This window comes from Streptomyces sp. SCSIO ZS0520 (assembly GCF_025643355.1).
GTDB lineage: Bacteria > Actinomycetota > Actinomycetes > Streptomycetales > Streptomycetaceae > Streptomyces > Streptomyces physcomitrii.
The window spans coordinates 7,546,956-7,569,912 of the sequence record NZ_CP092644.1 but is presented as its reverse complement, the minus strand read 5'-3'; the positions used below and the strand labels follow the sequence as shown (position 1 = coordinate 7,569,912).

At 72.9% G+C, this 22,957-nt stretch carries 19 protein-coding genes and 2 tRNA genes; 11 read left to right on the top strand and 10 right to left on the bottom strand.

What is annotated here, in order from left to right; translation table 11 throughout:
* Positions 1-2: 2 nt before the first annotated feature.
* Positions 3-584 carry a hypothetical protein gene (locus tag MID12_RS31050; protein WP_263172463.1) on the bottom strand — a complete coding sequence of 194 codons (582 nt, stop codon included), beginning with the start codon at positions 582-584 and terminating at the stop codon, positions 3-5.
* 244 nt (positions 585-828) lie between these two features.
* Between MID12_RS31050 and MID12_RS31045 the strand changes: the two genes are divergently transcribed.
* Positions 829-1,287 (top strand): Crp/Fnr family transcriptional regulator, encoded by a 459-nt coding sequence (locus MID12_RS31045; protein WP_263172461.1) that lies wholly within the window; start codon positions 829-831, stop codon positions 1,285-1,287.
* A gap of 129 nt (positions 1,288-1,416) precedes the next feature.
* Entirely contained in the window at positions 1,417-2,139 is a 723-nt protein-coding gene (locus MID12_RS31040; protein ID WP_263172460.1) for a response regulator, read from the top strand.
* A gap of 11 nt (positions 2,140-2,150) precedes the next feature.
* On the opposite strand, the gene MID12_RS31035 is transcribed toward MID12_RS31040, so the two are convergent.
* From MID12_RS31035 to MID12_RS31025, 3 genes are all read right to left on the bottom strand, one after another.
* Positions 2,151-3,875 carry a GAF domain-containing protein gene (locus MID12_RS31035; protein ID WP_263172458.1) on the bottom strand — a complete coding sequence of 575 codons (1,725 nt, stop codon included), beginning with the start codon at positions 3,873-3,875 and terminating at the stop codon, positions 2,151-2,153.
* 92 nt (positions 3,876-3,967) lie between these two features.
* On the bottom strand, positions 3,968-5,014 hold the full coding sequence (locus tag MID12_RS31030) for a zinc-dependent alcohol dehydrogenase family protein (RefSeq protein WP_263172456.1): 1,047 nt from the start codon (positions 5,012-5,014) through the stop codon (positions 3,968-3,970).
* 60 nt (positions 5,015-5,074) lie between these two features.
* A complete protein-coding gene (locus tag MID12_RS31025) occupies positions 5,075-5,350 on the bottom strand; it encodes a CBS domain-containing protein (protein ID WP_263172454.1) in 276 nt (91 codons plus the stop codon).
* Positions 5,351-5,633: 283 nt separating this feature from the next.
* Between MID12_RS31025 and MID12_RS31020 the strand changes: the two genes are divergently transcribed.
* The gene (locus MID12_RS31020) at positions 5,634-6,632 is read left to right on the top strand and encodes an Acg family FMN-binding oxidoreductase (RefSeq protein WP_263172451.1); all 999 of its coding nucleotides are present in this window, start codon (positions 5,634-5,636) and stop codon (positions 6,630-6,632) included.
* A 132-nt stretch (positions 6,633-6,764) separates the two neighbouring features.
* Here MID12_RS31020 and MID12_RS31015 read toward each other — a convergent pair whose 3' ends face one another.
* Positions 6,765-7,439 (bottom strand): nitroreductase family protein, encoded by a 675-nt coding sequence (locus MID12_RS31015; RefSeq protein ID WP_040255400.1) that lies wholly within the window; start codon positions 7,437-7,439, stop codon positions 6,765-6,767.
* Between the two features lie 309 nt (positions 7,440-7,748).
* Here MID12_RS31015 and MID12_RS31010 point away from each other — a divergent pair, with 309 nt between their 5' ends.
* Entirely contained in the window at positions 7,749-8,210 is a 462-nt protein-coding gene (locus MID12_RS31010) for a MarR family winged helix-turn-helix transcriptional regulator (protein WP_263172448.1), read from the top strand.
* A gap of 162 nt (positions 8,211-8,372) precedes the next feature.
* On the opposite strand, the gene MID12_RS31005 is transcribed toward MID12_RS31010, so the two are convergent.
* Positions 8,373-9,311: an AraC family transcriptional regulator gene (locus MID12_RS31005; RefSeq protein WP_263172445.1), complete on the bottom strand. Its 939-nt coding sequence runs from the start codon at positions 9,309-9,311 to the stop codon at positions 8,373-8,375.
* Positions 9,312-9,404: 93 nt separating this feature from the next.
* Between MID12_RS31005 and MID12_RS31000 the strand changes: the two genes are divergently transcribed.
* On the top strand, positions 9,405-10,076 hold the full coding sequence (locus MID12_RS31000) for an SDR family oxidoreductase (protein WP_263172443.1): 672 nt from the start codon (positions 9,405-9,407) through the stop codon (positions 10,074-10,076).
* Positions 10,077-10,326: 250 nt separating this feature from the next.
* Here the strand turns inward: MID12_RS31000 and MID12_RS30995 are convergent.
* A tRNA-Pro gene (locus tag MID12_RS30995) sits at positions 10,327-10,400 on the bottom strand.
* Between the two features lie 137 nt (positions 10,401-10,537).
* Here MID12_RS30995 and MID12_RS30990 point away from each other — a divergent pair.
* The gene (locus MID12_RS30990) at positions 10,538-11,038 is read left to right on the top strand and encodes a DUF309 domain-containing protein (RefSeq protein WP_263172441.1); all 501 of its coding nucleotides are present in this window, start codon (positions 10,538-10,540) and stop codon (positions 11,036-11,038) included.
* 239 nt (positions 11,039-11,277) lie between these two features.
* Positions 11,278-13,377, top strand: a complete 2,100-nt coding sequence (locus tag MID12_RS30985; RefSeq protein WP_411577024.1) for an MDR family MFS transporter — start codon at positions 11,278-11,280, stop codon at positions 13,375-13,377.
* A gap of 107 nt (positions 13,378-13,484) precedes the next feature.
* Here MID12_RS30985 and MID12_RS30980 read toward each other — a convergent pair whose 3' ends face one another.
* The gene (locus MID12_RS30980) at positions 13,485-14,672 is read right to left on the bottom strand and encodes a thiolase family protein (protein WP_040255389.1); all 1,188 of its coding nucleotides are present in this window, start codon (positions 14,670-14,672) and stop codon (positions 13,485-13,487) included.
* Positions 14,673-14,953: 281 nt separating this feature from the next.
* Between MID12_RS30980 and MID12_RS30975 the strand changes: the two genes are divergently transcribed.
* The 3 genes from MID12_RS30975 to MID12_RS30965 all read left to right on the top strand — a co-directional run bounded on the left by MID12_RS30975 (position 14,954) and on the right by MID12_RS30965 (position 17,766).
* Positions 14,954-15,027 (top strand) — tRNA-Pro (locus MID12_RS30975).
* Positions 15,028-15,288: 261 nt separating this feature from the next.
* Complete coding sequence (gntD, locus tag MID12_RS30970; RefSeq protein WP_263173565.1) at positions 15,289-16,269, top strand: guanitoxin biosynthesis L-enduracididine beta-hydroxylase GntD; 981 nt, start codon at positions 15,289-15,291, stop codon at positions 16,267-16,269.
* Between the two features lie 78 nt (positions 16,270-16,347).
* Positions 16,348-17,766, top strand: a complete 1,419-nt coding sequence (locus tag MID12_RS30965; protein WP_263172437.1) for a hypothetical protein — start codon at positions 16,348-16,350, stop codon at positions 17,764-17,766.
* A gap of 187 nt (positions 17,767-17,953) precedes the next feature.
* Here MID12_RS30965 and MID12_RS30960 read toward each other — a convergent pair whose 3' ends face one another.
* Positions 17,954-18,925, bottom strand: coding sequence for a teichoic acid biosynthesis protein C (locus tag MID12_RS30960; RefSeq protein WP_263172435.1), 972 nt, complete (start codon positions 18,923-18,925; stop codon positions 17,954-17,956).
* A 270-nt stretch (positions 18,926-19,195) separates the two neighbouring features.
* On the opposite strand from MID12_RS30960, the gene MID12_RS30955 reads away from it, so the two are divergent.
* Entirely contained in the window at positions 19,196-20,632 is a 1,437-nt protein-coding gene (locus MID12_RS30955; protein ID WP_263172433.1) for a glycoside hydrolase family 30 protein, read from the top strand.
* A 105-nt stretch (positions 20,633-20,737) separates the two neighbouring features.
* On the opposite strand, the gene MID12_RS30950 is transcribed toward MID12_RS30955, so the two are convergent.
* Entirely contained in the window at positions 20,738-22,957 is a 2,220-nt protein-coding gene (locus tag MID12_RS30950; protein ID WP_263172432.1) for an NADP-dependent isocitrate dehydrogenase, read from the bottom strand.

Sequence of the window (22,957 nt, the reverse complement as noted above, 5' to 3'; positions counted from 1 at the left end):
TGTCATGGGCGGCCGGTGACCCCGTACGCGTCGTAGCGGGCCCATTCCTGCTCCCATCCCCTCCGACGACGCCGGTTCAGCAGCAGGTGGGCCGTCCCGCCCGCGGCGCCGAGCACCAGCGTGGTGCCCGCCGCGGCCGACAGTGCGCACAGCAGGTACTCCGAGCGTGCCTCCACCGCGGTGACCGGATCGGCTATCAGGCCGCCGTCCGCCCCGAGCCGGATACTCAGCCGCTGCCCCTTCGTGCTGCCCGCCGGGACCTCGGTCTCGCCGCTGTGCCGGGTGCCGTCCGGGCCCGTCCAGCGGACCCTCGCGTGCACATCCGGGACGTATCCGGACTCACGGGAGCCCATGGCCGCCGGGGCGTCCTCGACGAGGACCGCGGGTGCGCTCCGCACCCCGCGGCGCTCCTGTACGTCCGCCGAGGCCGCCGAGGCGGCGACGAAGCCCGCCGCCGGGGCCGCGCACACGGTCAAGGCGGCCACCGCGAGCAGCATCCGCGCCTCGATCACCTCCGTGCGGCGCCGGAAGGGGTTGCTCCGCCGGTACGGGCGGAGCCACCGTGGCGCGGTCGTCGTCCCCATGGGGTCCTGTCCCTCCCGGCTCATCGCCTTGTCGGGCCGTGCTTCGACCCTCCCGCATCGGGCCGCTCGCGGGCAGTGCCCAAGTGGTCGCGGGTACCGGGCCGGACGGACCACCGGTGGTGGCCGCGCGCTGGGCCGTCCGGCCCCCTTCGAGGCCGAACGGCACTGGGCGGGGCCACCCGCCGGTCGCGACAGTGGAGATGGGGAACACCGGAGAAGCGCGTGGGAACAGAGGACGTATGCCATGAGGAGTGTGGAGCAACCCTGGGCGGGCCTGCCGCCGGAAGGCCGCGAGCGCCTGCGGGAGCTGGCCCGGCCCGTACGGTTCGAGAAGGGGCGGCGGCTCTTCGAGGAGGGCGGGCACGCGGACCGCTTCTGGTGGCTGGCCGGCGGCCGGGTCGCCCTGGACATCCGGGTGCCGGGGCGCCGGGCGGCGGTGGTGGCCGAGGTGGGTGCGGGCGAACTGCTCGGCTGGTCCTGGCTGTTCCCCCCGTACACCTGGCATCTGGGCGCCGAGGCGGTCACCCGGGTCGAGGCCGAGGAGTTCGACGCCACCGTCGTACGGTCCCTGTGCGAGGCGGATCCGGCGACGGGGCGGGCGGTCTACCGCGAGGTGGCCGGGCTCCTGGCACAGCGGCTCCAGCGCAGCAGGGCCAGACTGCTCGACCTGTACGCCCCCTACGGAAGCGGGCCGGGAGAGTGAGGGCCCGCTCCCGGCCGGGCGGTCGCCCCCGGCGGCTGTGGCGGGTGGCGGCACAAGGGCCGAGCATGGGCGGAGGGGCCGGGAGCCGTCCGTCCGGAGGGCGGCCCCCCAGCGGTGCGGAGGCGAACCATGACGGCCGAGAACGCCGAGCACGCCGAGAACGCGGAGCCGCCCGGCGGCGAACCGGTCCGGGTCTTCCTGGTGGACGATCACGAGGTGGTGCGCCGGGGCCTCGTCGACCTCCTGGACGCCGAGCCGGACATCGAAGTCGTCGGGGAGGCCGGGACCAGCGCGCAGGCGCTCGCCCGGGGCCCCGCCCTGCGCCCGGACGTGGCGGTGCTCGACGTCCGCCTGCCGGACGGCGACGGCATCACCGTCTGCCGCGAGCTGCGGGCACGGATGCCGGAGCTGGTCTGCCTGGTGCTGACCTCCTTCGAGGACGACGACGCCCTCCTCGACGCGATCATGGCCGGGGCGGCGGGCTATGTGCTGAAGGAGATCAAGGGTTCCGACCTGGTCGCGGCCGTACGCACCGTCGCCACCGGCAAATCCATGCTCGACCCGGCGACCACGGCGCGGCTCATGAGCTCCGTACGCGGCGAGAAACCGGCCGCGAGCCCGCCGGACTCCGAGGCGGCGGCCCTCGCCGCGCTGTCCCCGCGGGAACACGAGGTCCTCGACCTGGTCGGCGAGGGACTGACCAATCGGCAGATCGGCAACCGGCTCTACCTGTCGGAGAAGACGGTCAAGAACCACATCTCGCGGCTGCTGGCCAAGCTCGGCGTGGAGCGCCGCATCCAGGCCGCGGTCCTCGCCTCGCGTCCACCCGCCTCCGGTACGGAGCACCACTGACCCGGGGCCGCTCAGGGCGGCGGCAGCGGTACCCGCCACACCAGGCGGGTGCCGCCCCGCTCCGGCCGCTCGTGGGTCAGCGAGCCCCCGAGGCCCTGGGCGCGCTCGGTCATATGGGCCAGTCCGCTGTGGCCGCCGCCGCGGACCGGGTCCTCGAAGCCGCGCCCGTCGTCCTCGACGCTCAGCCGCAGTTCATCGCCGCTGACCGCGAGCACGACCTGGACACGGGAGGCCTCGGCGTGCCGGGCGACATTGCTCAGGGCCTCCCGGAGCACGGCCACCACATGGTCACCCACCGAGGCCGGCACATCGGTGTCCAGCAGCCCCTCCATACGGACGGCCGGGGCGGAACCGAGGGCCCTGGCCGCGTCCTCCACCACCAGGGTGGCCCGCGCGCGCAGCCCCTGGGCGCCGGGCCCCCGCGCGGGCAGGCGCAGGCCGAAGACGGTGGAGCGGATGGTCTTGATGGTCTCGTCCAGATCGTCGACGGCGCGCAGCAGCCGCTCCCGCGCCGCGGGGTGCTCCACGAAACGCAGCGCGCTCTGGAGGGTCATACCGGTGGCGAAGAGCCGCTGGATGGCGAGGTCGTGCAGGTCCTTGGCGATCCGGTCGCGGTCATGGAGCAGGCCGAGCTCCTCGGCCGCGCGGCGGCGTTCCCCCAGCTCCATGCCGAGGGCCGCCTGGTCCGCGTACACCCGCAGCGGTCCGGGCACCGTGCGACCGAAGGGCGCGGAGCCCTTGTTCCTGGCGAGCAGCAGCACGCCGCGCGGTTGCCCGCCGGCCACCATGGGCGCCGCCACCACGGGGCCGAGACCGTTCCAGCGCGCGGGGCCCGCCCGCGCCCGGGGGTCCCGCTCGATGTCCGTGCTGAGCAGGACCTCGCCCGCGTCGAGCGCGGCCCCGGCGAAGGATCCCTGGTACGGCAGCAGCAGTCCGTTGTGCAGGTCGGCGCTCTGCCCGACCGCCAGGGCGACCCGCAGCCGGTGGCCGCCCGGCTCCGGCAGGGTGATGACGCCGAGGTCGGCCCGGAGGATGCGCCGCGCCTGCACGGCGGTCAACCGCAGCACCTCGTCCTCCTCGGCCCCGGCGAGCAGCCGCGAGACCACCTCGGCGTGCGCCTCCTGCCACTGCTGGCGGTAGCGGGTGCTCTCGTAGAGGTCCGCGTTCTCGATCGCCACACCGGCGGCCACGGCGAGGGTGGAGAGCATCTTCTCGTCGTCCGCGTCGAAGGGGCGGCCCGCTCGCTTCTGGGTCAGATAGAGGTTGCCGAAGACCTCCTCGCGCACCCGGATGGGGACCCCGAGGAAGGTGTGCATGGGCGGGTGTCCGGGAGGCAGTCCGGCCGCGGCAGGGTGCGTGGAGAGATCGGTCAGGCGCAGGGGCCGGGGGTGCCGGATCAGCTCGCCGAGCAGACCGTGCCCTTCCGGGAGGTGCCCGATGGCCGCGGCCTCCTCCTCGCTGACACCGACCGGCAGGAACTGGGCGAGTCCGCGGTCCTCGCCGAGGACCCCGAGGGCACCGTACTCGGCGTCGACCAGGACCACCGCCGTCTCCACGATCCGCCGCAGTACGGTCGGCAGGTCGAGACCCCGGCCCACGGCCAGCACCGCGTCCAGGAGGTCGCGCAGCGACTCGGGCGCGCTCGGCTTCGCCGCGTCCAGCCGGGTCCGCAACTCCTCGGGGAGCACCCGGGAAGGGCGTCCTGTCGTCCGGCGCTGCTCTCGCTCGTCGGCCACCTGCTGCTCCTGAGGGAAGCCGCCACTGCCGTTCCCACGCTACGCGCGAAGGGGTACGGGCGGCATGCCGGAGCCCGCCGGGGGCCCGCTCCTCAGGCGGCGGACCCGGTGAGGACGACCTTCAGCGCCCCGCTGGTGGCCGCGTCCCCGAAGACCCGGTACGCCTCCTCCATCGCGTCCAGGGGGAACCGGTGGGTGACCAGCGGCGCGAGCGGCAGCCGTCCTGCCTGCGCCATGGTCAGGAGCATGGGGGTGGAGGTGGTGTCCACGAGGCCCGTGGTCAGGGTGACGTCCTTGCTCCACAGTTCTTCCAGGTGCAGCGTGACCGGGGCCCCGTGCACGCCGATGTTGGCGAGGTGACCGGCCGGGCGGACCATCCGGGTGCACAGCTCGAAGGTCTCCGGCAGCCCGACCGCCTCGACGGCCACCTCCGCCCCCGCTCCCCCGGTCAGCTCGGCGACGCGTTCCTCCGGGTTCTCCTCGGCGCGGACGGTCGTGTCGGCACCGAGGGAGCGCGCCGCCGCGAGCCGGGTCCCGTCGAGGTCGATCACGATCACCCGGGCCGGGCTCAGCAGCGCGGCGGAGGCGACGAAGGCGAGCCCGACGGGCCCCGCGCCCACGACGGCGACCGTGTCGCCGGGTCCGACCCGGCCGGCCACCACACCCACCTCGTACGCGGTGGGGAAGATGTCGGCGAGCAGTACCGCCTCCTCGTCCGGCACCGCTTCGGGCAGGGGGTGGACCGAGAAGTCCGCGTGGGGGACGCGGACGTACTCGGCCTGCGTCCCGTCGATCAGATGGCCGAGGATCCAGCCGCCGTCCTCGCGGCACTGGCCGCAGCGCCCGGCCCGGCAGTAGCGGCAGCGTCCGCAGGGGCTGATGCAGGAGACGAGGACCCGGTCGCCCGGGCGCACGGAGTGCACCTCGGACCCGGCCTCGACGATCTCGCCGACCGCTTCGTGCCCGAGGATCCGTCCGGGCGCCACCTCGGGCACGTCACCGGCCAGGATGTGCAGGTCCGTGCCGCAGAGGGTGACGGCGTCGACCCGCACGAGGACGTCGGCGGGGTCCTTGAGCGTGGGGTCGGGGACCGAATCCCAGGAGGACTGTCCCGATCCGTGGAACACGAGCGCCTTCATGGTGCACAACTCCGTAGCTTGTGAGGCGGTTTGCGGGCCCGCGTGGCGTCCTTCCCCGGGTCACCCTTCGTCGGCGGCGGCCGAGGGCTCCGGCCTGATCAGCGCGCGCTGCTCGCGTTCGGCCCGCCGCGCCGTGCGGGTCAGCAGGTCGGCCTCCGAGATGACGCCGAGCAGTCCGCCCTGCGCGTCGGTCACCGGTACCGCGCTCACCCCGTGGTCGGCGAGGGCGCGGACGACCTCCTTGAACGGGGTGGTGTCCCGCACGCTCACGACCGCGCGGGTCATCAGATCACCGACCCTGTGATGTTCCAGGGTGCCTGTCGGCTCGTCGGTCATCGCCGCCACCTCCTCGTGCACGTCCTGCGTGGGAGCATCCCGTCCGGTCCCGGTCCCGTACCGCGCGGGCAGGCTGCCCCTTCAGGGTGGACCGGGACCCGGCGGACGCGCGTGGGCCGACCGGCCCACGCGCGAGGACCTTCCGGCACCGAGGGGCAGCCGGGGCCGAGTGGTCCCGCGAAAGGGCCGCCCGGCCCCTGCGGAGCGGCACCGCCCGGACGCAGGCTGGACGGCAAGCGGGACACGAGGACCCGCCCTGTCCGCAAGGGAGGCCGCAGTGTTCGTGACCGCACCGACCCTCGACAAGGCCGCCGTCACCCGGCTCGTGGCCGAGGCGGCCCAGGCGCCGTCCATGCACAACGCCCAGCCGTGGAGCTTTGCCTACACGCCGTCCACCCGCACCTTCCGCCTCCACGCGGACCTGAGCCGGGCGATGCTGCACGCGGACCCCAGCACCCGCGGACTGCACCTCGGCTGCGGTGCCGCCCTGCTCAACCTGCGCGTCGCCGCGGCCCACGCGGGCTGGCGGACCGAGACCACCCTGCTCCCCGAGCCCGGTTCCCCGACATGCCTCGCCGCGGTCCGGCTCACCGGGCACGACCGGGCCGTCGACGACCTCACGGTGCTGTACCCGGCCATCGCCGACCGGCACACCAGCCGCAGCCCCTACTCGGACCGGCGGCTCCCGGCGGACGTACGCCGGGCGCTCGTCGAGGGGGCGCGCAAGGAAGGTGCCGCACTCGCCTTTCCCGAGGAGCCGCACCTGCGGTTCGTCGCGGACCTCGTACGCGACGCCGAGTCGTACCACCGGATGGACGCCGGTCTGGAGATCGAGACGCGCTCCTGGACCCACCGGGGCCCCACCGCCCCCGCAGCCGACGGAGTCCCGACCGAGGCCTTCGGCCCCCGGTGGCGCTCCGGCACCACGGCGCTCCGCGACTTCGCCGGGCGGGTCCCCGTACCCGGGCGGGAGACCGCGGCCTTCGAGGAACGGCCTCAACTCGCCCTGCTCACCACCGAGCACGACTCTCCGGCCGACTGGCTGCGCGCGGGCCAGGCGCTGGAGCACGTCCTCCTCCTGGCCACCGCGCACGGCGTCGCCGCCTCCTTCGCGACCCAGCCCCTGGAGTGGCCCGACCTGCGCTGGGCGGTCCGCGATCCGCTCACCACCGCGGGCGCGGTGCAGATGATCCTGCGGCTCGGCTACGGACCCGAGGGGAGCCGGACGCCTCGGCGCCCGGTGGAGCAGATCCTCACCATCGACGACTGCATCGACGACTGACCGCCGCGGCGCACCCGCCCCGGCAGGACTCCGGCACTCCCCCACCCGGCGGTCGGCGGACCGCCCGGGCGGGGACAGGGAGAGGACGGAGAGCGCGAACTCACCACAGCGGTGCGCTGTCGAAGCGGTGCGCTACCGGCCGGGCCCGGAGCCGTGCTGTTCCCATCGGTCCCAGTGCAGGACGTGCTCGCGGGGGATCCGGCGGGCCGGCCTGAAGTCGGTGCCGATGGTGTAGGCGAGCGGGAGGAAGGCGGCCAGCATGATCTCGTCGTGCGGAACGCCGAGGGCCTCGGCCAGCTCCCGCTCCAGCGGCCCTTGCGCTGTCGTCCAGGTGGTGCCCAGACCGCGGGCGCGGGCGGCCAGCATGAAGCTCCACACCGCCGGCAGGATCGAGCCCCACGTTCCCGCCTGCTCGGCCACCGGAGCGCCGTCGGTACGTCCTTCCACTCCGGGGATGACGAAGGCGGGCACGCGGTGGATGTGGGCGGCCAGGTGGCGCAGTCCGTCGAAGACCCGCTCCGTGGAGTCGGCGTGGTAGTTCATGCGCCAGGCGTCGCGTTCGGTCAAGGGGTGCCCGGTGGTCAGCGGCAAGGCACGCAGGAAGATGTCGGCCACAGCACGCCGCTGCGCTTCCTCGGTGACGACGATGAAGTGCCAGCGCTGCCGGTTGCGGCCGGTCGGCGCCTGGGTCGCCAGGTCCACGCATTCCTCGATCAGGGAGCGCGGGACCGGACGGTCGAAGTCGAGGCGTCTGCGTACGGCGCGGGTGGTCGACAGCAGCTGGTCGGGGGTGAGATCCAGGGTCATGGCCGGTCCTCTGTTCCGGTGGTACGGGTCGGCGGTCCTCTACGAAGCCGATCAGGCCGCTCAGACGGGGCCCGCCGAGCCGGGGAGCACCGCGGTGCGCAGCGGCACCCGGGCCGGCCGCTCCTGGTCGGCGGGCATGACCACAGCGGACCTCGGCGACCTCCATCTTCACGCAGATAATCAGCAGCCAGATGATTGGAGAGCATACGAATCTCATAGGTGCCGCGCAAACAATCTGAGCGCAGATGATTTCTTGGTACGGTCGGGACGCACCCGCCGCGCCCGCAGACCCGCAGAGAGGTGGACCGCATGCCGCCCAAGGCCGCGGACCGTGAGGCCGCGTACTTTCCGAGACTCGCCGCGGAGCGCCTGGACATCGCCCTGTGCCGGGCCTCGGCCGCGGTCGCCCGCGCCGCGGAAGCCCGGGCCGGCGAAACCGGCATCGGCGTCGGGCAGCACCTGGTGCTCAAGATGCTCGCCGAGGTCGGCCCCAGCTCGCAGCGCGTCCTGAGCGACCAACTGCGCATCGATCGCAGTGTCATGGTCGGCATCTGCGACAGCCTGGAGAAGGCGGGGCACGTACGGCGCGAACGCGACGCGGACGACCGCCGCGCCTACGCGGTCACCCTGACCGGCTCCGGCCGCCGCCTCCTCGCCCGCGCCGAGGACGCGGTACCCGAATTCCTCGACGACACCTTCGGGAACCTCACCCCGGCCGAACGCGAGCGGCTCTCCACCCTGCTCGCCAAATGCCTGGGACTGCGCCCCTGACGCGCTTCGACCCCCACCTCCAGACCGCGCAGGCGACCTCGCGAGGTTCGGCCGCACCCTGCTCGACGGCCGCATGCTCCCGGCCGAGCAGTGGGCCGAGACGCGCACGACGGTCAGCGCTGACCGCTCAGACCCCGGGCAGCGGAGCGCGGTCGGAGGACGCTAGCCGTTCGGCTGCGCCGCGACGGTGCGGGAGGCGGACCGGAAGCGGCCCGGCGGTACGCCTCGTTGGCGGCGGAAGGCGCGGCTGAAGGCGTAGACCGAGGTGTAGCCGACGTCCTGTGCGATCTGTTCGAGGGGGTCATCGGTGTCACGGAGGCGGCGGGCGGAGAGGTCGAGTCGGCGGCGGGTGAGGTAGGCGGCGGGCGTCTCGCCCAGGGTGGCGGGGAAGCGGCGGGCCAGGGTCGCCCGGGAGACGGCGGTCGCGCGGGCGAGTTCCGTGGTCGTCCAGGCGCGGCCGGGGTCCGCGTCGATCATGGCCATCGCCGTACTGACGACGGGGTCGCGGAGTGCGTGCAGCGGGGATGCCGAGCCGCCGTCGTCGCGTTCGAGCCAGTCGCGCAGTGCCTGCACAAGGAGCACGTCGACGAGGCGGGCGAGGACGACCTGGCTTCCCGGGCCTGGCGAGGTCAGCTCGCGGCCCACGAGGCGGACGGTCTCGGCGAGCCCTCCGCCGTCGCCCCGGCCACGGAGCAGGACGGTCTCGGGCAGCGCCGCCAGAAAGGACGCGGAGGCCGTGGGGTCGTGCGCGAAGTGCGCGCAGAGGATGTGCGTGTGCGCCTGCCCCCGCCCCATCCGCACCGTGCCGTCGCCGGTGAGTGTGTAGCCGTCGGAACGCTCCGGTGAGGTGCGGGCAAGTGCCTCGGGGTCGCTCGCGAGGGCGTGGGCGCGGCCGCTCGGGAGCAGCAGTACATCACCGGCACGGAGTTGCAGCGGTTCGCAGCCCTCGGGGGCGACCCACACCGCGCCGGAGGTCACCGCGTGGAAGGCGGCCCCCGGCCCCTGGGCCGACCACCACCCCCAGTCGTCCGCCGCGGCGATTCGCGCGCCGAGCACACCGCGCACCACCTGCGCGTCGATGAGTCCCGTCAAGGCATCCATAGTCTGCACACGCTAACAGAATGAGCGGTACGGATATCTCATTGAGCATATCTGTCATTGAGACACGCATCTGCGAATCCTACGGTTGTGGTCATGAAGATCGAAGGAAGCATCGCACTCGTCACCGGCGGCAACCGCGGCATCGGTCGGCACTTCGTCCAGCAACTCCTCGACCGGGGTGCCGCGAAGGTCTACGCCGCCGCCCGGAGGCCGGAGACCGTCGACGTACCCGGCGCGATTCCGCTGGCGCTCGACATCACCGACCCGGACGCGGTGGCCGCCGCCGCGGCCGCCGCCCCCGACCTGACCCTGCTGGTGAACAACGCCGGGACCACCACGGGCAGCGACCTCGTCACCGGGGACCTCACCGCGATCAGGCAGGAGATCGACACGAACTTCTACGGTCCGCTGACGATGATCCGCACATTCGCGCCGACCCTGGCCCGCAACGGCGGTGGCGGCATCCTCAACGTGAACTCCCGCTTGTCCTGGCTCTCGTACCCCGGCGCCAACGCCTACGCCGCCTCGAAGGCCGCCGCGTGGAGCATGACCAACGGGGTACGCCTGGAACTGACCGGACAGGGCACCCAGGTCACCGGCGTCTACCTCAGCTCCACCGACACCGACATGATGGCCGGTTGGGACATCCCCAAGAACGACCCGGCCGAGGTCGTGACCGTCGCCCTCGACGGCCTGGAGGCCGGGGCACCGGAGGTGCTCACCGACCAGGAGACCAAGGAGGCCAAGGCCGCGCTCGCCACCTGAACCGGACGAAGGCCGTCCGGGCACGGCACTGAGCACCTCAACAGCGGCTCGCCCGCGGAAGGTTGATCTGAGCGGCTCGCCCGCGGGGGGGTGACCTGTCCGTATCCCGTCCCGCGTCGCGCACCGCGCTCGTCACCGGATCGACCGGCGGCTTCGGTCAAGGCCTCGGGTCCCCACCTGGTCCCCAGGAATGGCCAAGGGCCGGTTTCGGAAACCTCCGAAACCGGCCCTGAACTGCGACTGTCTCCAGTCGGGACGACAGGATTTGAACCTGCGACCCCTTGACCCCCAGTCAAGTGCGCTACCAAGCTGCGCCACGTCCCGGCCGCATGTCCCGGGCGGCTCGCGCTCGTGATCATGCGTGCAGAACTTTACCCCACCCCGGGGCCTGGCTCCGAATTCGGGGCCCGCCGGGGTACCGGCCCCGCGCCCCTCGCGCCGCCACCCGCGACAATCGGAGCATGAGCCACACCCCGGACCGCCCCCGTGACCGTGACCCCGAGGGCCGTGCCCGCAGCGCCCGGCCCCGTGACGGGCTCGGCCGACCGCTGCCGTACGGCGCCGAGGGGGTCGCGCGGCAGCCGGAGGGGCTGGTGCGCACGCCCGAGCAGACGGTCGACGAGGCTCAGGGGCTCCTCGACAGGGGCCGCCCCTTCCACGCGCACGAGGTCTTCGAGGACGCCTGGAAGTCGGGACCGGCCGGGGAGGAGCAGCTCTGGCGCTCGCTCGCCCAGCTCTCCGTGGGGCTGACCCACGCGGCCCGCGGCAACCGTACGGGCGGGGCCAGGCTGCTCCGCCGGGGCGCCGACGGGCTCGCCGAGTGGGCGGACCGCACCGGGACCCCGGAGCCGTACGGGCTCGCCCTCCCCGGACTCCTCGACTGGGCACGGGAGTTGGCGGACCGTACCGAGCACGGGCAGGCCCCGGTGGACGCGGCGGCCGAGGCACCCCGACTTCGCTGAGCCACCCGGCAGCCACGGAAGAACAGCGGAAGAACCGCGAGAGAGAACACCGACCGGAGCGCGAGAGGACCGCGGAAGAAGCGCGGGAGACACCGACCGTAGCCCGGCGACGATGTACCCGGCCGCGAACGGACTCGGCTCACCGTCCGGCCGGACCCGGCGTACCCACCGCTCATGCCCGTCACCGAAGCGGACCGCCCCGCATGCAGGGCCCGCGCGGCGGTGTGAGGCTGGCTGCTGTGACGACGACGGAGGGCGCCCCGGGCGCGGCGGAGCGCGAGGCCGCCGGAGTGCCGGCGCCTCCGGTGCTCGATGTGCGGCGGCGGAACATCGTCTTCGGGACCGTCATGCTCGGGGTGCTGCTCGCCGCGCTGGACCAGACGATCGTGGGCACCGCGCTGCCGACGATCGTCTCCGATCTCGGCGGCGCCTCGCACATGTCCTGGGTGGTCACCTCGTATCTGCTCGCGGAGACGGTGTCGACCGTGCTGGTCGGCAAGTTCGGGGACCTCTTCGGGCGCAAGCTCGTCTTCCAGGTCTCGGCCGTGATCTTCATCTCGGGGTCGTTCCTGTGCGGCCTGGCCACCAATATGCCGCTGCTCATCGCCTGGCGGGCGCTGCAGGGCATCGGGGCGGGCGGTCTGATGGTCACCGCGATGGCGCTGATCGCCGATGTGATCCCCCTGCGGGAGCGCGGCAAGTACCAGGGCGCGATCGGTGCCGTCTTCGGGGTGGCGACCGTGGTCGGGCCGCTGCTCGGCGGGCTGTTCACCGACCATCTGACCTGGCGGTGGGCCTTCTACATCAACGTCCCGCTCGCCATCCTGGTCGTCGCGGCCGCCGCCCGGACCATCCCGCATCTGCGCTCGGCCGTCCGGCCCGCGATCGACTACCTCGGCATCGCCCTGGTCGCAGCCGGGGCGAGCGCGCTGATCCTCGCGACGAGCTGGGGCGGCAACGAGTACGGCTGGGGTTCGCCGGTCATCCTCGCGCTGTTCGCGAGCGGGCTGCTGGCCCTCGCGCTGTTCTGCCGGGTGGAGACCCGGGCGGCGGAACCGATGCTGCCCATGCGGCTGTTCGCCAACCCGGTGGTCGCCGTCTGCTCGGTGCTCAGCTTCATCGTCGGCTTCGCCATGCTGGGCGCGCTGATCTTCCTGCCGACCTATCTGCAGTACGTGGACGGGGACTCGGCGACCCTCTCCGGGGTGCGCACCCTGCCGATGGTGATCGGCCTGCTCATCGCCTCGGTCGCCAGCGGCAATGTGGTCAGCCGTACCGGGCACTACCGCAGCTTCCCGATCGTCGGCGCCCTGGTGATGTGCCTGGGCCTGTTCCTGCTCTCGCTGATGGAGCGCGGCACCGGCGCCTGGGCGGCCTCGCTGTACATGTTCGTCCTCGGCGCCGGGATCGGCCTGTCCATGCAGGTGCTGACCATCGCCGTACAGAACACCGTGGACTACGCCGACCTCGGCACCGCCACCTCCGGGGTCACCTTCTTCCGTACGCTCGGCAGCGCCTTCGGCACGGCGGTCTTCGGGACCATCTACGCCAATACGCTCGGGCCCAACCTCGAACAGGGGGTGGCCGAGGCGGCCCGGGCCTCCGGGACCGAGGCGGGGCGGATCGCCTCGGCCGCGCGGAGCCCGGAGGGGGTGCACGGGCTGCCGGACGCCGCCGCGGTGCCGGTGATCGACGCCTACGCCGACTCCGTCCACACCGTCTTCCTGTGGACGGTGCCGGTCGCCGCCGTGGGGTTCTTCGTGGCCCTCTTCCTCAAGCAGGTCCGGCTGCGGGACACCGCGCGTGTCGGCGGCAACGACATGGGCGAGGCCTTCGCGCAGCCCTCCGGGCCCGGCTCGGGGCCGCTGCTCGAACTCTCCGTGGCGAAGATCCTGCGCACCACCCGCCCCGGCACGCTGCGCAGCGTGCTCCAGGGCGCCGACACCCGGCTCGATGTCGCCGGGGCCTGGGTGATCATGCAGGTCGAGCTGTTCACGCGCCTGGTGGGGCACGCGAGTCTGGGGCTGATCGCCGCGCGCCGCCAGCTGCCGCCCGAGGTCCTGGTGCCGGTCTTCGACCGCATGGTCGAGGAGGGCTATCTGACCCGGGACGGGCTCCTCTTCTCGCATACGCGGGCGGGCGCGCGGGAGGCCAGGGTGCTTTCGGAGGCCTGGGCGCGGTGGCTCGGCGGGCAGTTGGAGCACGACATGCCCCGCCCCGACGACCGGCAGCTGCGCGCCGCCGTCGACACCATCGCGGGGCGCCTGCTCGCCGAGGACCTCGCGGCCGCCCTGCCCCCGCACGAACCCTCCTTCGCGGGGTCCAGCAGCAGCCGCTGAGCGGAGGGACGGGGCTCCTCGCGTACGACTGAGCCGGTACGGGGCCGCTCACGCCCGGCTGAGCGGGGGCGGGGCCGCTCGCGTACGTGTGCGCCCCGCCCCGGAGTTCAGCCGCGTTCGACGAGCACCGCCGAGCCCTGGCCGACGCCGACGCACATGGTGGCGAGGCCCTTGGCGGCGTCGTTGCGGCGCATCCGGTGCAGCAGGGTGGTGAGGATGCGCGCCCCTGAGGAGCCGAGGGGGTGGCCGAGGGCGAGGGCGCCGCCGGTGGGGTTCACCCGCTCCGGGTCGACGCCGAGGGTGTCGACGCTGGCGAGCGCCTGGGAGGCGAAGGCCTCGTTGAACTCCGTCTCGTCCAGGTCGGCCAGGGACCAGCCGGTGCGCGCGAGCGCCTTGCGGGTGGCGGGGACCGGGCCGATGCCCATGACGTCGGGGTCGACCCCGGCCGAGGCCCCGGCCACGTACCGGCCGAGGGACTCCAGGCCCAGTTCCTCCAGGACCTCCTCAGAGACCAGGAGGAGACCGGCCGCGCCGTCGTTCATCGGCGAGCTGTTGCCCGCGGTCACGGTGCCGCCCTGGCGGAACACCGGCTTGAGCGAGCCGAGTTTGTCCAGGGTGGTGCTCTCGCGGATGCACTCGTCGGCGTCCACCACCACCCCGTCGGGCCGGGTGACGGGGAGGATCTCCGCGTCGAAGAGGCCGTTCTTGCGGGCGTCGGCGGCGCGCTGGTGGCTGCGGAGCGCGAAGGCGTCCTGGCGTTCACGGCTGATCGCGTAGCGCTGGGCCACCTCCTCGGCCGTCTCCCCCATGGCGAGGACGCCGTGCAGGTCCTTCATCCGCGGGTTGGTGAGCCGCCAGCCGAGCCGGGTGTCGAAGGTCTCCATCGTGTGCGGCAGCGCCTCGTCCGGGCGGGGCAGTACGAAGGGGGCCCGGCTCATCGACTCGGAGCCGCCCGCGAGGACGACCTCGGCCTCCCCGCAGGCGATCATGCGGGCGGCGCCGGTCACCGCCTCCATGCCGGAGGCGCAGAGCCGGTTGACGGTGGCGCCCGGGACCGACTCCGGCAGGCCCGCGAGCAGGGCCGCCATCCGGGCGATGTTGCGGTTGTCCTCGCCGGCCTGGTTGGCGGCGCCCCAGTACACGTCGTCGATACGCGCGGGGTCGAGCGCGGGCACCGAGGCGAGGAGCCCCTTGATGAGGCCCGCGGCCAGGTCGTCGGGGCGTACGGAGGAGAGCGAACCGCGCAGCTTGCCGATCGGGGTGCGGCGGGCAGCGGCGAAGTGGACGGGACGCACGAGGGGGTCTCCTAGTCGACGGTCCAAAGGTCCGGGCGTCCGGTGGGGCGCCGGGTACGGAGAGTGGCGTACCCCTCCGCGCGGACGAACAGTCATTAATTAGCACTGGTAGTTTAGGACTATAGTCCGCGACCGACACGGGCGGAAGGCCCGGTTCGGCACCGCCAACCCGCCCTGCGGCACCGGGAAGCCGCCGGAAAAGGGGTGCGCGACCACGACCGCGAGTGCGGTATGGTTTCTCTGCGCGTTCGGCCAGGGGAAAGCCCAGGTCAGATGAGCAACGGGACGTGGCGCAGCTTGGTAGCGCACTTGACTGGGGGTCAAGGGGTCGCAGGTTCAAATCCTGTCGTCCCGACATATGTCGGAGGGCTTCGTGCCCGGACCAGGGCTCTGCTCTCACTTCGGTGAGGCAGGGCCCTTGCTCGTTTCCGGGTTCCGGCCGCGCCCCTCCCCGTGCGCGCCGGAGCGGCCGCGCGGCGCCTGCCCGTTCGGACCCGGGCCGTGCCCGGCTGCTGACCGAGAGCCCCGGGCGGAGAGCTGACGGGGTGTGAGTCGGTGGGGCCGGGAATGCTCTCCCGGACCGGAACACCCGCCGAGCACGGGGGGACGCGCCTTGGTGCGAGACGCATGGACCACCATCGAGCTGGACACCGCGCAGGCCGCCGCGGCCCGCGAGTTGACCGCCGCGCTGGCACGTGAGCATCCCGCACCCGACGACGAGGACTTCCTGCGCACGGTACGCGGCCGGGCCGCCGCCCTGCCGCCGCATCTGGTGCGGGGCCTGACCCGGCTGCGGTACGACGACGGGCCCCCGGCGGTGCTCGTCCGCGGCTTCCCGGTGTCCGAGGACATGGGGCCGACGCCCGCGCACTGGCGGGAGCGGGACCCCGGGGCGAGTCTGCTCCAGGACTACTGGCTGGCGCTGCTTGCCTCGCTCACCGGGGAACCGTTCGGCTGGTCGACCCTGCAGGACGGGCGGCTCTTCCACGACGTCCTGCCCATCCGCGGCGACGAGCGGGCCCAGACCGGGCACGGCAGCAGCGCCCTGCTCGAATTCCACACCGAGGACGCCTTCCACGAGCACCGCTGCGACCATCTGCTGCTGCTCGCCCTGCGCAACCCGGACCGGGTCCCGACGACGCTCGCCTCGGTACGGGGCGTGCGGCTGCCCCCGGGCGAGCGGGAGGTGCTGTTCCAGCCCCGGTTCCTGGTGCGGCCGGACGCGGAGCACCTGCGGCACATGGACGGTGCGGAGGCCGCGGCGTACGAGCGGCCGGTCGCGGTGCTCTTCGGGGACCGTGCCGACCCCTCGGTGCGGATCGACCCGCCGTACATGGCGGCGCTGCCCGGTGACCGGGAGGCGGCCGCGGCGCTGGAGCGGCTGCGCGCCGGTCTCGCCGCGCGCCTGGCCGAGGTGGTGCTGGAGCCGGGCGACACGCTGATCGTGGACAACCAGCGCTGTGTGCACGGCCGGGCGGCCTTCCGGGCCCGGCTCGACGGCACCGACCGCTGGCTGCGGAAGCTGACGGTCACCCGGGACCTGCGCCGCTCGGCGGGCCGGCGCACCGGCACCGCCTCCCGGGTGCTGCTCGGCTGAACCGGCGCCTCCGGCCCGCGTCCGCGACCTCTGCGATCGCCCCTCCCCCACCGCGACCAGACCCCCAAGGAGATCCCCGTGCGCATAGCGCTCGTCTCGGGTGACGGACTGCCCATGTCCGGCCTGCTCACCGTGTTCCGCAACATCCTGGAGACCGGCCGCGAACTGGGTCTGGTGGACGGGCGGGTGCCGACCGACCTCGGCTACGCCTGGCGCCCGGACAAGGAGGGGTACTTCCCCGCGGGCGGCCCCCGGCCGCTGCACTCACCGTGGATGGAGCCGACCCGCCAGAGCCTCCGGGACGGACTGGACGACGCCGAGCGCGGCCGCCGCCTGCTGGCGGTACGGGACGCGGTGGCCGCCTGGGACACCCTGGACGCCGGGGCGCGGGCGGAGACCGGGCGGCGGACGGCCGCGCTCACCGCCCCCTTCGAGGAGTACTTCACCGCCTGGCTGGCGGAGCACCGGCCGGACTGGGTGGTCGCGATCAACATGACGCTCTCGGACGGGGTGCCCGCGACGGCGGGGCTGCACGCGGCGGCAGGGGCGTACTTCGCGGACCGGCCGGGCGGTGTCGTCTTCTGGGACCACGACCTCTTCGGGAGCTGCGCGATCCGCGATCCGGACACGGGGGCACGGGTCTATCCGCCGGAGCCGAACGAACTGACCCCGCTGCCGCAGGACACGCCGCACACGCGCTGGGTGGTGATCTCGGAGGGACTGGCGAAGGAGACCGCGGGCTACCCGACCGACGCGGTGCCCGAGGTCCTGACGAACCTGCTGCCGCGGGTGCCCGCGGGGGCGCCGGAGGAGCGGCACCGGGAGTTCGCGCGGCAGCAGGGGCTGGCGGAGGGGCGCCCGCTGCTGCTCGACCCGGTGCGGGTGTTCCAGGTGAAGGGGGTGGACGTGGCGGTGCGGCTGCTCGCGAAGATGAAGGAGGTGGCGCGCGCGGCGGGCGATCCGGTGCCGTATCTGCTGGTCTTCGGCGGGCTGGACGAGGACCCCCGGTACGCGCGGGAGGTGGTGGCGCTGAGCGAACGGCTCGGGGTGGCGGAGGACGTGCGGTTCCTGGACGGGGTGCCGCTGTCCAGCTTCCGGGACGGCGAGGGGCGGTGGCGGCTGGACGAGGTGGATCTGCTGCGGCTCGCGGCCTCGCGGGCGGGCGGTGTGGTCTTCACGCCGGGGGTGACCGACGTGGAGACGATGGGCCTCGGGCCCGCGCTGGCGGCGGTCGCGGGCATGCCGTGCGCGGTGACGGAGTACGACGTGTTCGCCCCCGTCTACGGCGAGGGCTTCGGCCGGGTGCGGCTGGGGACGGGCGAGGCGGAGGTGCGCGCGGGCGCGGCGGCCTTCTGCGAGGTGCTGCGGCGCTACCGGGCCGGGGACGCGGCGCTGCGCGAGGAACTGGCGGCGAACCGGCGGGCGGTGGAGGAGCGGTTCCCGCGCGAGCCCTGGGAGCGGTTCTGGCGCGAACTGGCGGAAGCGGTCGGCGAGTAGCCCGGAGCCGGGCACGGGGCGAGGGCCTTGTCCCCCCCCGTCTGTGGGGGGGGGGGGACAAGGCCCTCAGCGGTGCCCGGGGCTGGGTCCGGTCCGGACTGTCCGGTCCGGACTGTCCGGTGCGTGCCGGGCGGCGCGTGCCGGGGGCAGCCGGGCCGCGCCTGCCGGGTCCGTCAGAGCAGTACGTTCAGAGCAGTACGTTCTTGTGGAAGACGTTGGCGTAGCGGTTGATGTTGCCGACGCTGGTGCGGGAGGCGAAGCCGAAGCAGAGGCGGACCTCGCCGCCGGAGGTGCGCATGATGGCCATGCCCTCCGGCTCGCGGTAGACCAGCGACTTCCCGGCCTTGGTGAGGAAGCGTTCGACGACCTTGCCGGTGTTCAGATCGATGCTGGTGACATAGGAGTTGATGTCCGCGGCGTCGGCGTGGCCGGTGCCGTCCAGGGTGTAGAGGTAGCTGCCGAGGACGGTGTAGCCCTGGAAGGTCACCGAGCCGTTCCCGAGCGTGGGCTGGGTGATCTTCGCCAGTTCCTTGGTGAAGGTGCCGTTCTCGATGTCGATACTGGAGAAGTCGTACAGCCGGAAGGTCATCTTGCCGGATTCCTTGCGGCGGACCAGGATGCGGCTGTTGACGGGGTCGGTGGCGCAGGTGATCGTGTCGCTGCCGGTGAAGAACTTCTTCACCCCCGAAGGGGCCGCGCCGTCCACGAACTTGAAGCGGGCGAGTGCGGTGCCCCGGCCGCTGTCGTCGCTGCTGTCCGCGTCGCACTCCACCCATACGTAGGAGTCCTTGCCCACCGGCTCGACGCCGATCGAGACCCCGTGGCCCGCCTTGTCGAGGTGCATCGACCCGGTGACCTTGCCGGACTCGTCGAGCCGGTTGATGCACAGGTCGTCGCCCGAACTGCCGTCGCGTATCTGGGCGATGAACAGCCGCCGGTTGGCGGCGTCGAAGGCCATGCCCTGCATGGCGTGGTGCGCCTCGTCGAGCATGACGCCGCGGAAGACGTCGTAGGAGGGCTCGGAGAGGTCGAAGCGCTGGGAGGCGGGCACCGCCGCCCGGGCGCTGCCCGCGGTGAGGGTGCCGAGCACCCCCGCGGAGAGCAGTCCCGCGCCTCCCGCTCTGAGCACTCCGCGCCGAGTGAACTTCGCCTGTGCCATTCCGGCTCCCCGTGACTGCAGCTCGTGGTTTCCTGGGCGGTTCAAGATCCTGGCACGTGCGAGACAGCCTGTCAGCGGGTGCCGGAATCCCGGGGAGAGGTCCGACCGGGCGCCGTATGCCCGGTTCTGACGGTGTGACACATGGCATGCCCATGAAAATTTGTGGGTGGCGCGGTGTGCCCGGCCGACCCTCGGGAATGGTGCCAGCGAGGTCGCCCCGAAGCTGCTGCCTCCCGTACCGCGTCCCCCCACACACGCGAGGATCACCACGTGCCGCCCCTCTCCCTTCCGCTGTCCGGCGCCCGTATCGCCTCGGCCGTGAGCGCCCTCGCGCTCCTTGCCGCCACCCAGGCCCTCGGCCCCTCCTCCGCCCGGGCCGCCGCCCCGCGGGCCGAGGTCTGGGTCACCACCCCCGACGGCGGCCGGAAGCTGGCGCACGCCGCGAGCCTCGGCTTCGACACCTCCCCCGGCCCCGGCGACATCAGCATCGACCCCGAGGACAAGGAGCAGCGCTTCACCGGCGCCGGAGCCTCCCTCACCGAGGCCTCCGCCAAGCTGCTCGGACAGCTCCCCGAGGAGCGGCGGGACAAGCTGATGGAGAACCTCTTCGCCACCGGCGAGGGCGGCATCGGCCTCGACTACCTCCGCCAGCCCTTCGGCGGCAACGACTTCGTCGCCCGGCTGCCCTACTTCTCGTACGAGGACACCAAGGGCTCCTTCTCCATCGCCCGCGACGAGAAGGAGGTGCTGCCGCTGCTGCGGCAGGCCCGGAAGATCAACCCCGGGATCCGCATCATGGCCTCGCCCTGGTCGGCCCCGGGGTGGATGAAGGAGAACGACAGCCTCAGCGGCGGCCGGCTCGCGCCCGAGCACCAGGAGGACTTCGCGGACTACCTGGTCCGCGCCCTCAAGGCCTATGCGAAGGCCGGTGTCCCCGTCCAAGACCTCACCGTCGCCAACGAGCCGCTCTTCCAGGCGATCTACCCCTCGATGCTGATGTCCTCGGGGCAGCAGACCGCGCTCTTCAAGATCCTGGACCGGAAGCTGACCGCGGCCGGTCTGGACACCGGGCTCTGGGCCTTCGACCACAACTGGGACCACCCCGAGTACGCCCTCGACGTCCTGCGCAGGACCGCGGACATCGAGCGGGTGCGCGGCGCCTCCTTCCACTGCTACGGCGGCCGGCCCGAGCAGCAGCTGGACGTGCGCAAGGCGGGCGAGCGGGTGCTGTTCACCGAGTGCTCCGGGACCGACGGCAAGGACGGCGTCCAGGACTTCTCCCAGGCGCTCGGCTGGCAGACCGCCAACTGGCTGATCAGGACGCTGCGTTCGGGCGCCGAGACGGTCGTCCTGTGGAATCTCGCCCTGGACCCGGAGGGCAAGCCGCACTTCGGGTACTGCCGGGGGTGCAACGGCGTGGTGCAGGTGGACGGCGAGAACGTGCACAAGAACGCGGAGTTCTATGTGCTCGGGCACCTCTCGAAGTTCGTGGACCGGGGCGCCCGGCGCATCGGCTCCACCAGCGAGGGGTCCGGCGGGGTGCAGACCGTGGCCTTCCAGAACCCGGACGGCAGCCGCGTCTGCCTGGTGCTCAACGGCACCGGGAAGAGCCGGAGCTTCACCCTCACCGACGAGGGCAAGTCGCTCTCGTACAAGCTGCCCCGGGGCGCGGTGGCCACCTTCGCCTGGCCCGGCGAGAAGGGCTGAGGCAGCGGAGGAGCGGAACGGCCGCGGAGCCCGGCGGCTGAGACGCGGGGGCCGCGGACACCCGGGGGTGTCCGCGGCCGTCACCGCGTCGTGCGGGCCGGTGCCTCAGGCGAGGGTGGCCAGCGCCTGGTTGAGGGTCGCGGAGGGGCGCATGACCGCCGCGGCCTTGGCCGTCTCGGGCTGGTAGTAGCCGCCGATGTCGGCCGGGGAGCCCTGCACCGCGAGGAGTTCGTCGACGATGGTCTGCTCCTGCTCGGCGAGGGTCTTGGCGAGCGGGGCGAAGGCCTCGGCGAGCTTGGCGTCCTCGGTCTGCTTGGCCAGCTCCTGGGCCCAGTAGAGCGCCAGGTAGAAGTGGCTGCCGCGGTTGTCGATGCCGCCCAGCTTGCGGCTCGGGGACTTGTCCTCGTTGAGGAAGGTCGCCGTGGCGCGGTCCAGGGTGTCGGCGAGGACCTGGGCGCGGGCGTTGCCGGTGGTCTGCGCGAGGTGCTCGAAGCTCACCGCGAGGGCGAGGAACTCACCGAGGCTGTCCCAGCGCAGGTAGTTCTCCTTCACCAGCTGCTGGACGTGCTTGGGCGCGGAGCCGCCGGCGCCCGTCTCGAAGAGGCCGCCGCCGTTCATGAGCGGGACCACCGAGAGCATCTTGGCGCTGGTGCCCAGCTCCAGGATCGGGAACAGGTCGGTGAGGTAGTCGCGCAGGACGTTGCCGGTGACCGAGATGGTGTTCTCGCCGCGGCGGATGCGGTCCAGGGAGAAGGTGATCGCGTCCACCGGGGACTTGATCTCGATCTGCAGGCCCGCCGTGTCGTGCTCCGGCAGGTACTGCTGCACCTTCGCGATGAGGTTGGCGTCGTGGGCGCGGCCCTCGTCGAGCCAGAACACGGCCGGGTCGCCGGTGGCGCGGGCGCGGGTGACGGCGAGCTTGACCCAGTCCTTGATGGGCGCGTCCTTGGTCTGGCACATCCGGAAGATGTCCCCGGCGCTGACCGTCTGCTCCAGGACCGCCTTGCCCGCGCCGTCGAGGACCCGCACGGTGCCGGTGACCGGCACCTCGAAGGTCTTGTCGTGGCTGCCGTACTCCTCGGCCTTCTGCGCCATCAGGCCGACGTTCGGGACCGAGCCCATGGTGGAGGGGTCGTAGGCGCCGTGCGCGCGGCAGTCCTCGATCACGGCCTGGTAGATGCCCGCGTAGCTGCTGTCGGGCAGCACCGCGAGGGTGTCCGCCTCCTCGCCGTCCGGGCCCCACATGTGGCCGGAGGTGCGGATCATGGCCGGCATGGAGGCGTCGACGATGACATCGCTCGGCACGTGCAGGTTGGTGATGCCGCGGTCGGAGTCGACCATGGCCAGCTCGGGGCCCTCGGCCAGCTCGGCCTCGAAGGAGGCCTTGATCGCCGCGCCCTCGGGCAGCGACTCGACGCCCTTGAGGATGCCGCCCAGACCGTCGTTGGGGGTCAGGCCCGCCTCGGCGAGGACCTTGCCGTACTCGGCGAAGGTCTTCGGGAAGAAGGCGCGCACCACGTGGCCGAAGATGATCGGGTCGGAGACCTTCATCATGGTGGCCTTCAGGTGGACGGAGAAGAGCACGCCCTCCGCCTTGGCCCGGGCGACCTGCTCGGTGAGGAACTCGCGCAGCGCGGCCACCCGCATCACGGAGGCGTCCACGACCTCGCCGGCGAGTACCGGTACCGCCTCGCGCAGCACGGTGGTGGAGCCGTCGTCCCCGGCCAGCTCGATGCGCAGGGCGCCGTCCTCGGCGATGACCACGGACTTCTCGGTGCTGCGGAAGTCGTCGGTGCCCATGGTGGTGACGTTGGTCTTCGACTCGGGGCTCCAGGCGCCCATGCGGTGCGGGTGCGCCTTGGCGTAGTTCTTGACCGAGGCGGGGGCCCGGCGGTCCGAGTTGCCCTCGCGCAGGACCGGGTTGACGGCGCTGCCCTTGACCTTGTCGTAGCGGGCGCGGATGTCCCGCTCCTCGTCGGTCTTCGGGTCGTCCGGGTAGTCCGGCAGCGCGTAGCCCTGCTTCTGCAGCTCGGCGACGGCGGCCTTCAGCTGCGGGATCGAGGCCGAGATGTTCGGCAGCTTGATGATGTTCGCGCCCGGCGTCTTCGCCAGCTCGCCCAGCTCGGCGAGGGCGTCGTCGATCCGCTGGCTCTCCTGGAGCCGCTCCGGGAAACTGGCGATGATCCGCCCCGCCAGAGAGATGTCACGGCTCTCCACGCGCACTCCTGCCGTGGAGGCGTACGCCTCGATCACCGGCAGGAACGAATACGTCGCCAGGGCCGGGGCCTCGTCAGTGTGCGTGTAGATGATGGTCGAGTCAGTCAC

Coding starts and splice junctions, on each gene's coding strand:
- MID12_RS31050 (WP_263172463.1), bottom strand. CDS start 584: ATGGGGACGACGACCGCGCCACGGTGGCTCCGCCCGTACCGGCGGAGC.
- MID12_RS31045 (WP_263172461.1), top strand. CDS start 829: ATGAGGAGTGTGGAGCAACCCTGGGCGGGCCTGCCGCCGGAAGGCCGC.
- MID12_RS31040 (WP_263172460.1), top strand. CDS start 1,417: ATGACGGCCGAGAACGCCGAGCACGCCGAGAACGCGGAGCCGCCCGGC.
- MID12_RS31030 (WP_263172456.1), bottom strand. CDS start 5,014: ATGAAGGCGCTCGTGTTCCACGGATCGGGACAGTCCTCCTGGGATTCG.
- MID12_RS31025 (WP_263172454.1), bottom strand. CDS start 5,350: ATGACCGACGAGCCGACAGGCACCCTGGAACATCACAGGGTCGGTGAT.
- MID12_RS31015 (WP_040255400.1), bottom strand. CDS start 7,439: ATGACCCTGGATCTCACCCCCGACCAGCTGCTGTCGACCACCCGCGCC.
- MID12_RS31010 (WP_263172448.1), top strand. CDS start 7,749: ATGCCGCCCAAGGCCGCGGACCGTGAGGCCGCGTACTTTCCGAGACTC.
- MID12_RS31005 (WP_263172445.1), bottom strand. CDS start 9,311: ATGGATGCCTTGACGGGACTCATCGACGCGCAGGTGGTGCGCGGTGTG.
- MID12_RS31000 (WP_263172443.1), top strand. CDS start 9,405: ATGAAGATCGAAGGAAGCATCGCACTCGTCACCGGCGGCAACCGCGGC.
- MID12_RS30990 (WP_263172441.1), top strand. CDS start 10,538: ATGAGCCACACCCCGGACCGCCCCCGTGACCGTGACCCCGAGGGCCGT.
- MID12_RS30960 (WP_263172435.1), bottom strand. CDS start 18,925: ATGGCACAGGCGAAGTTCACTCGGCGCGGAGTGCTCAGAGCGGGAGGC.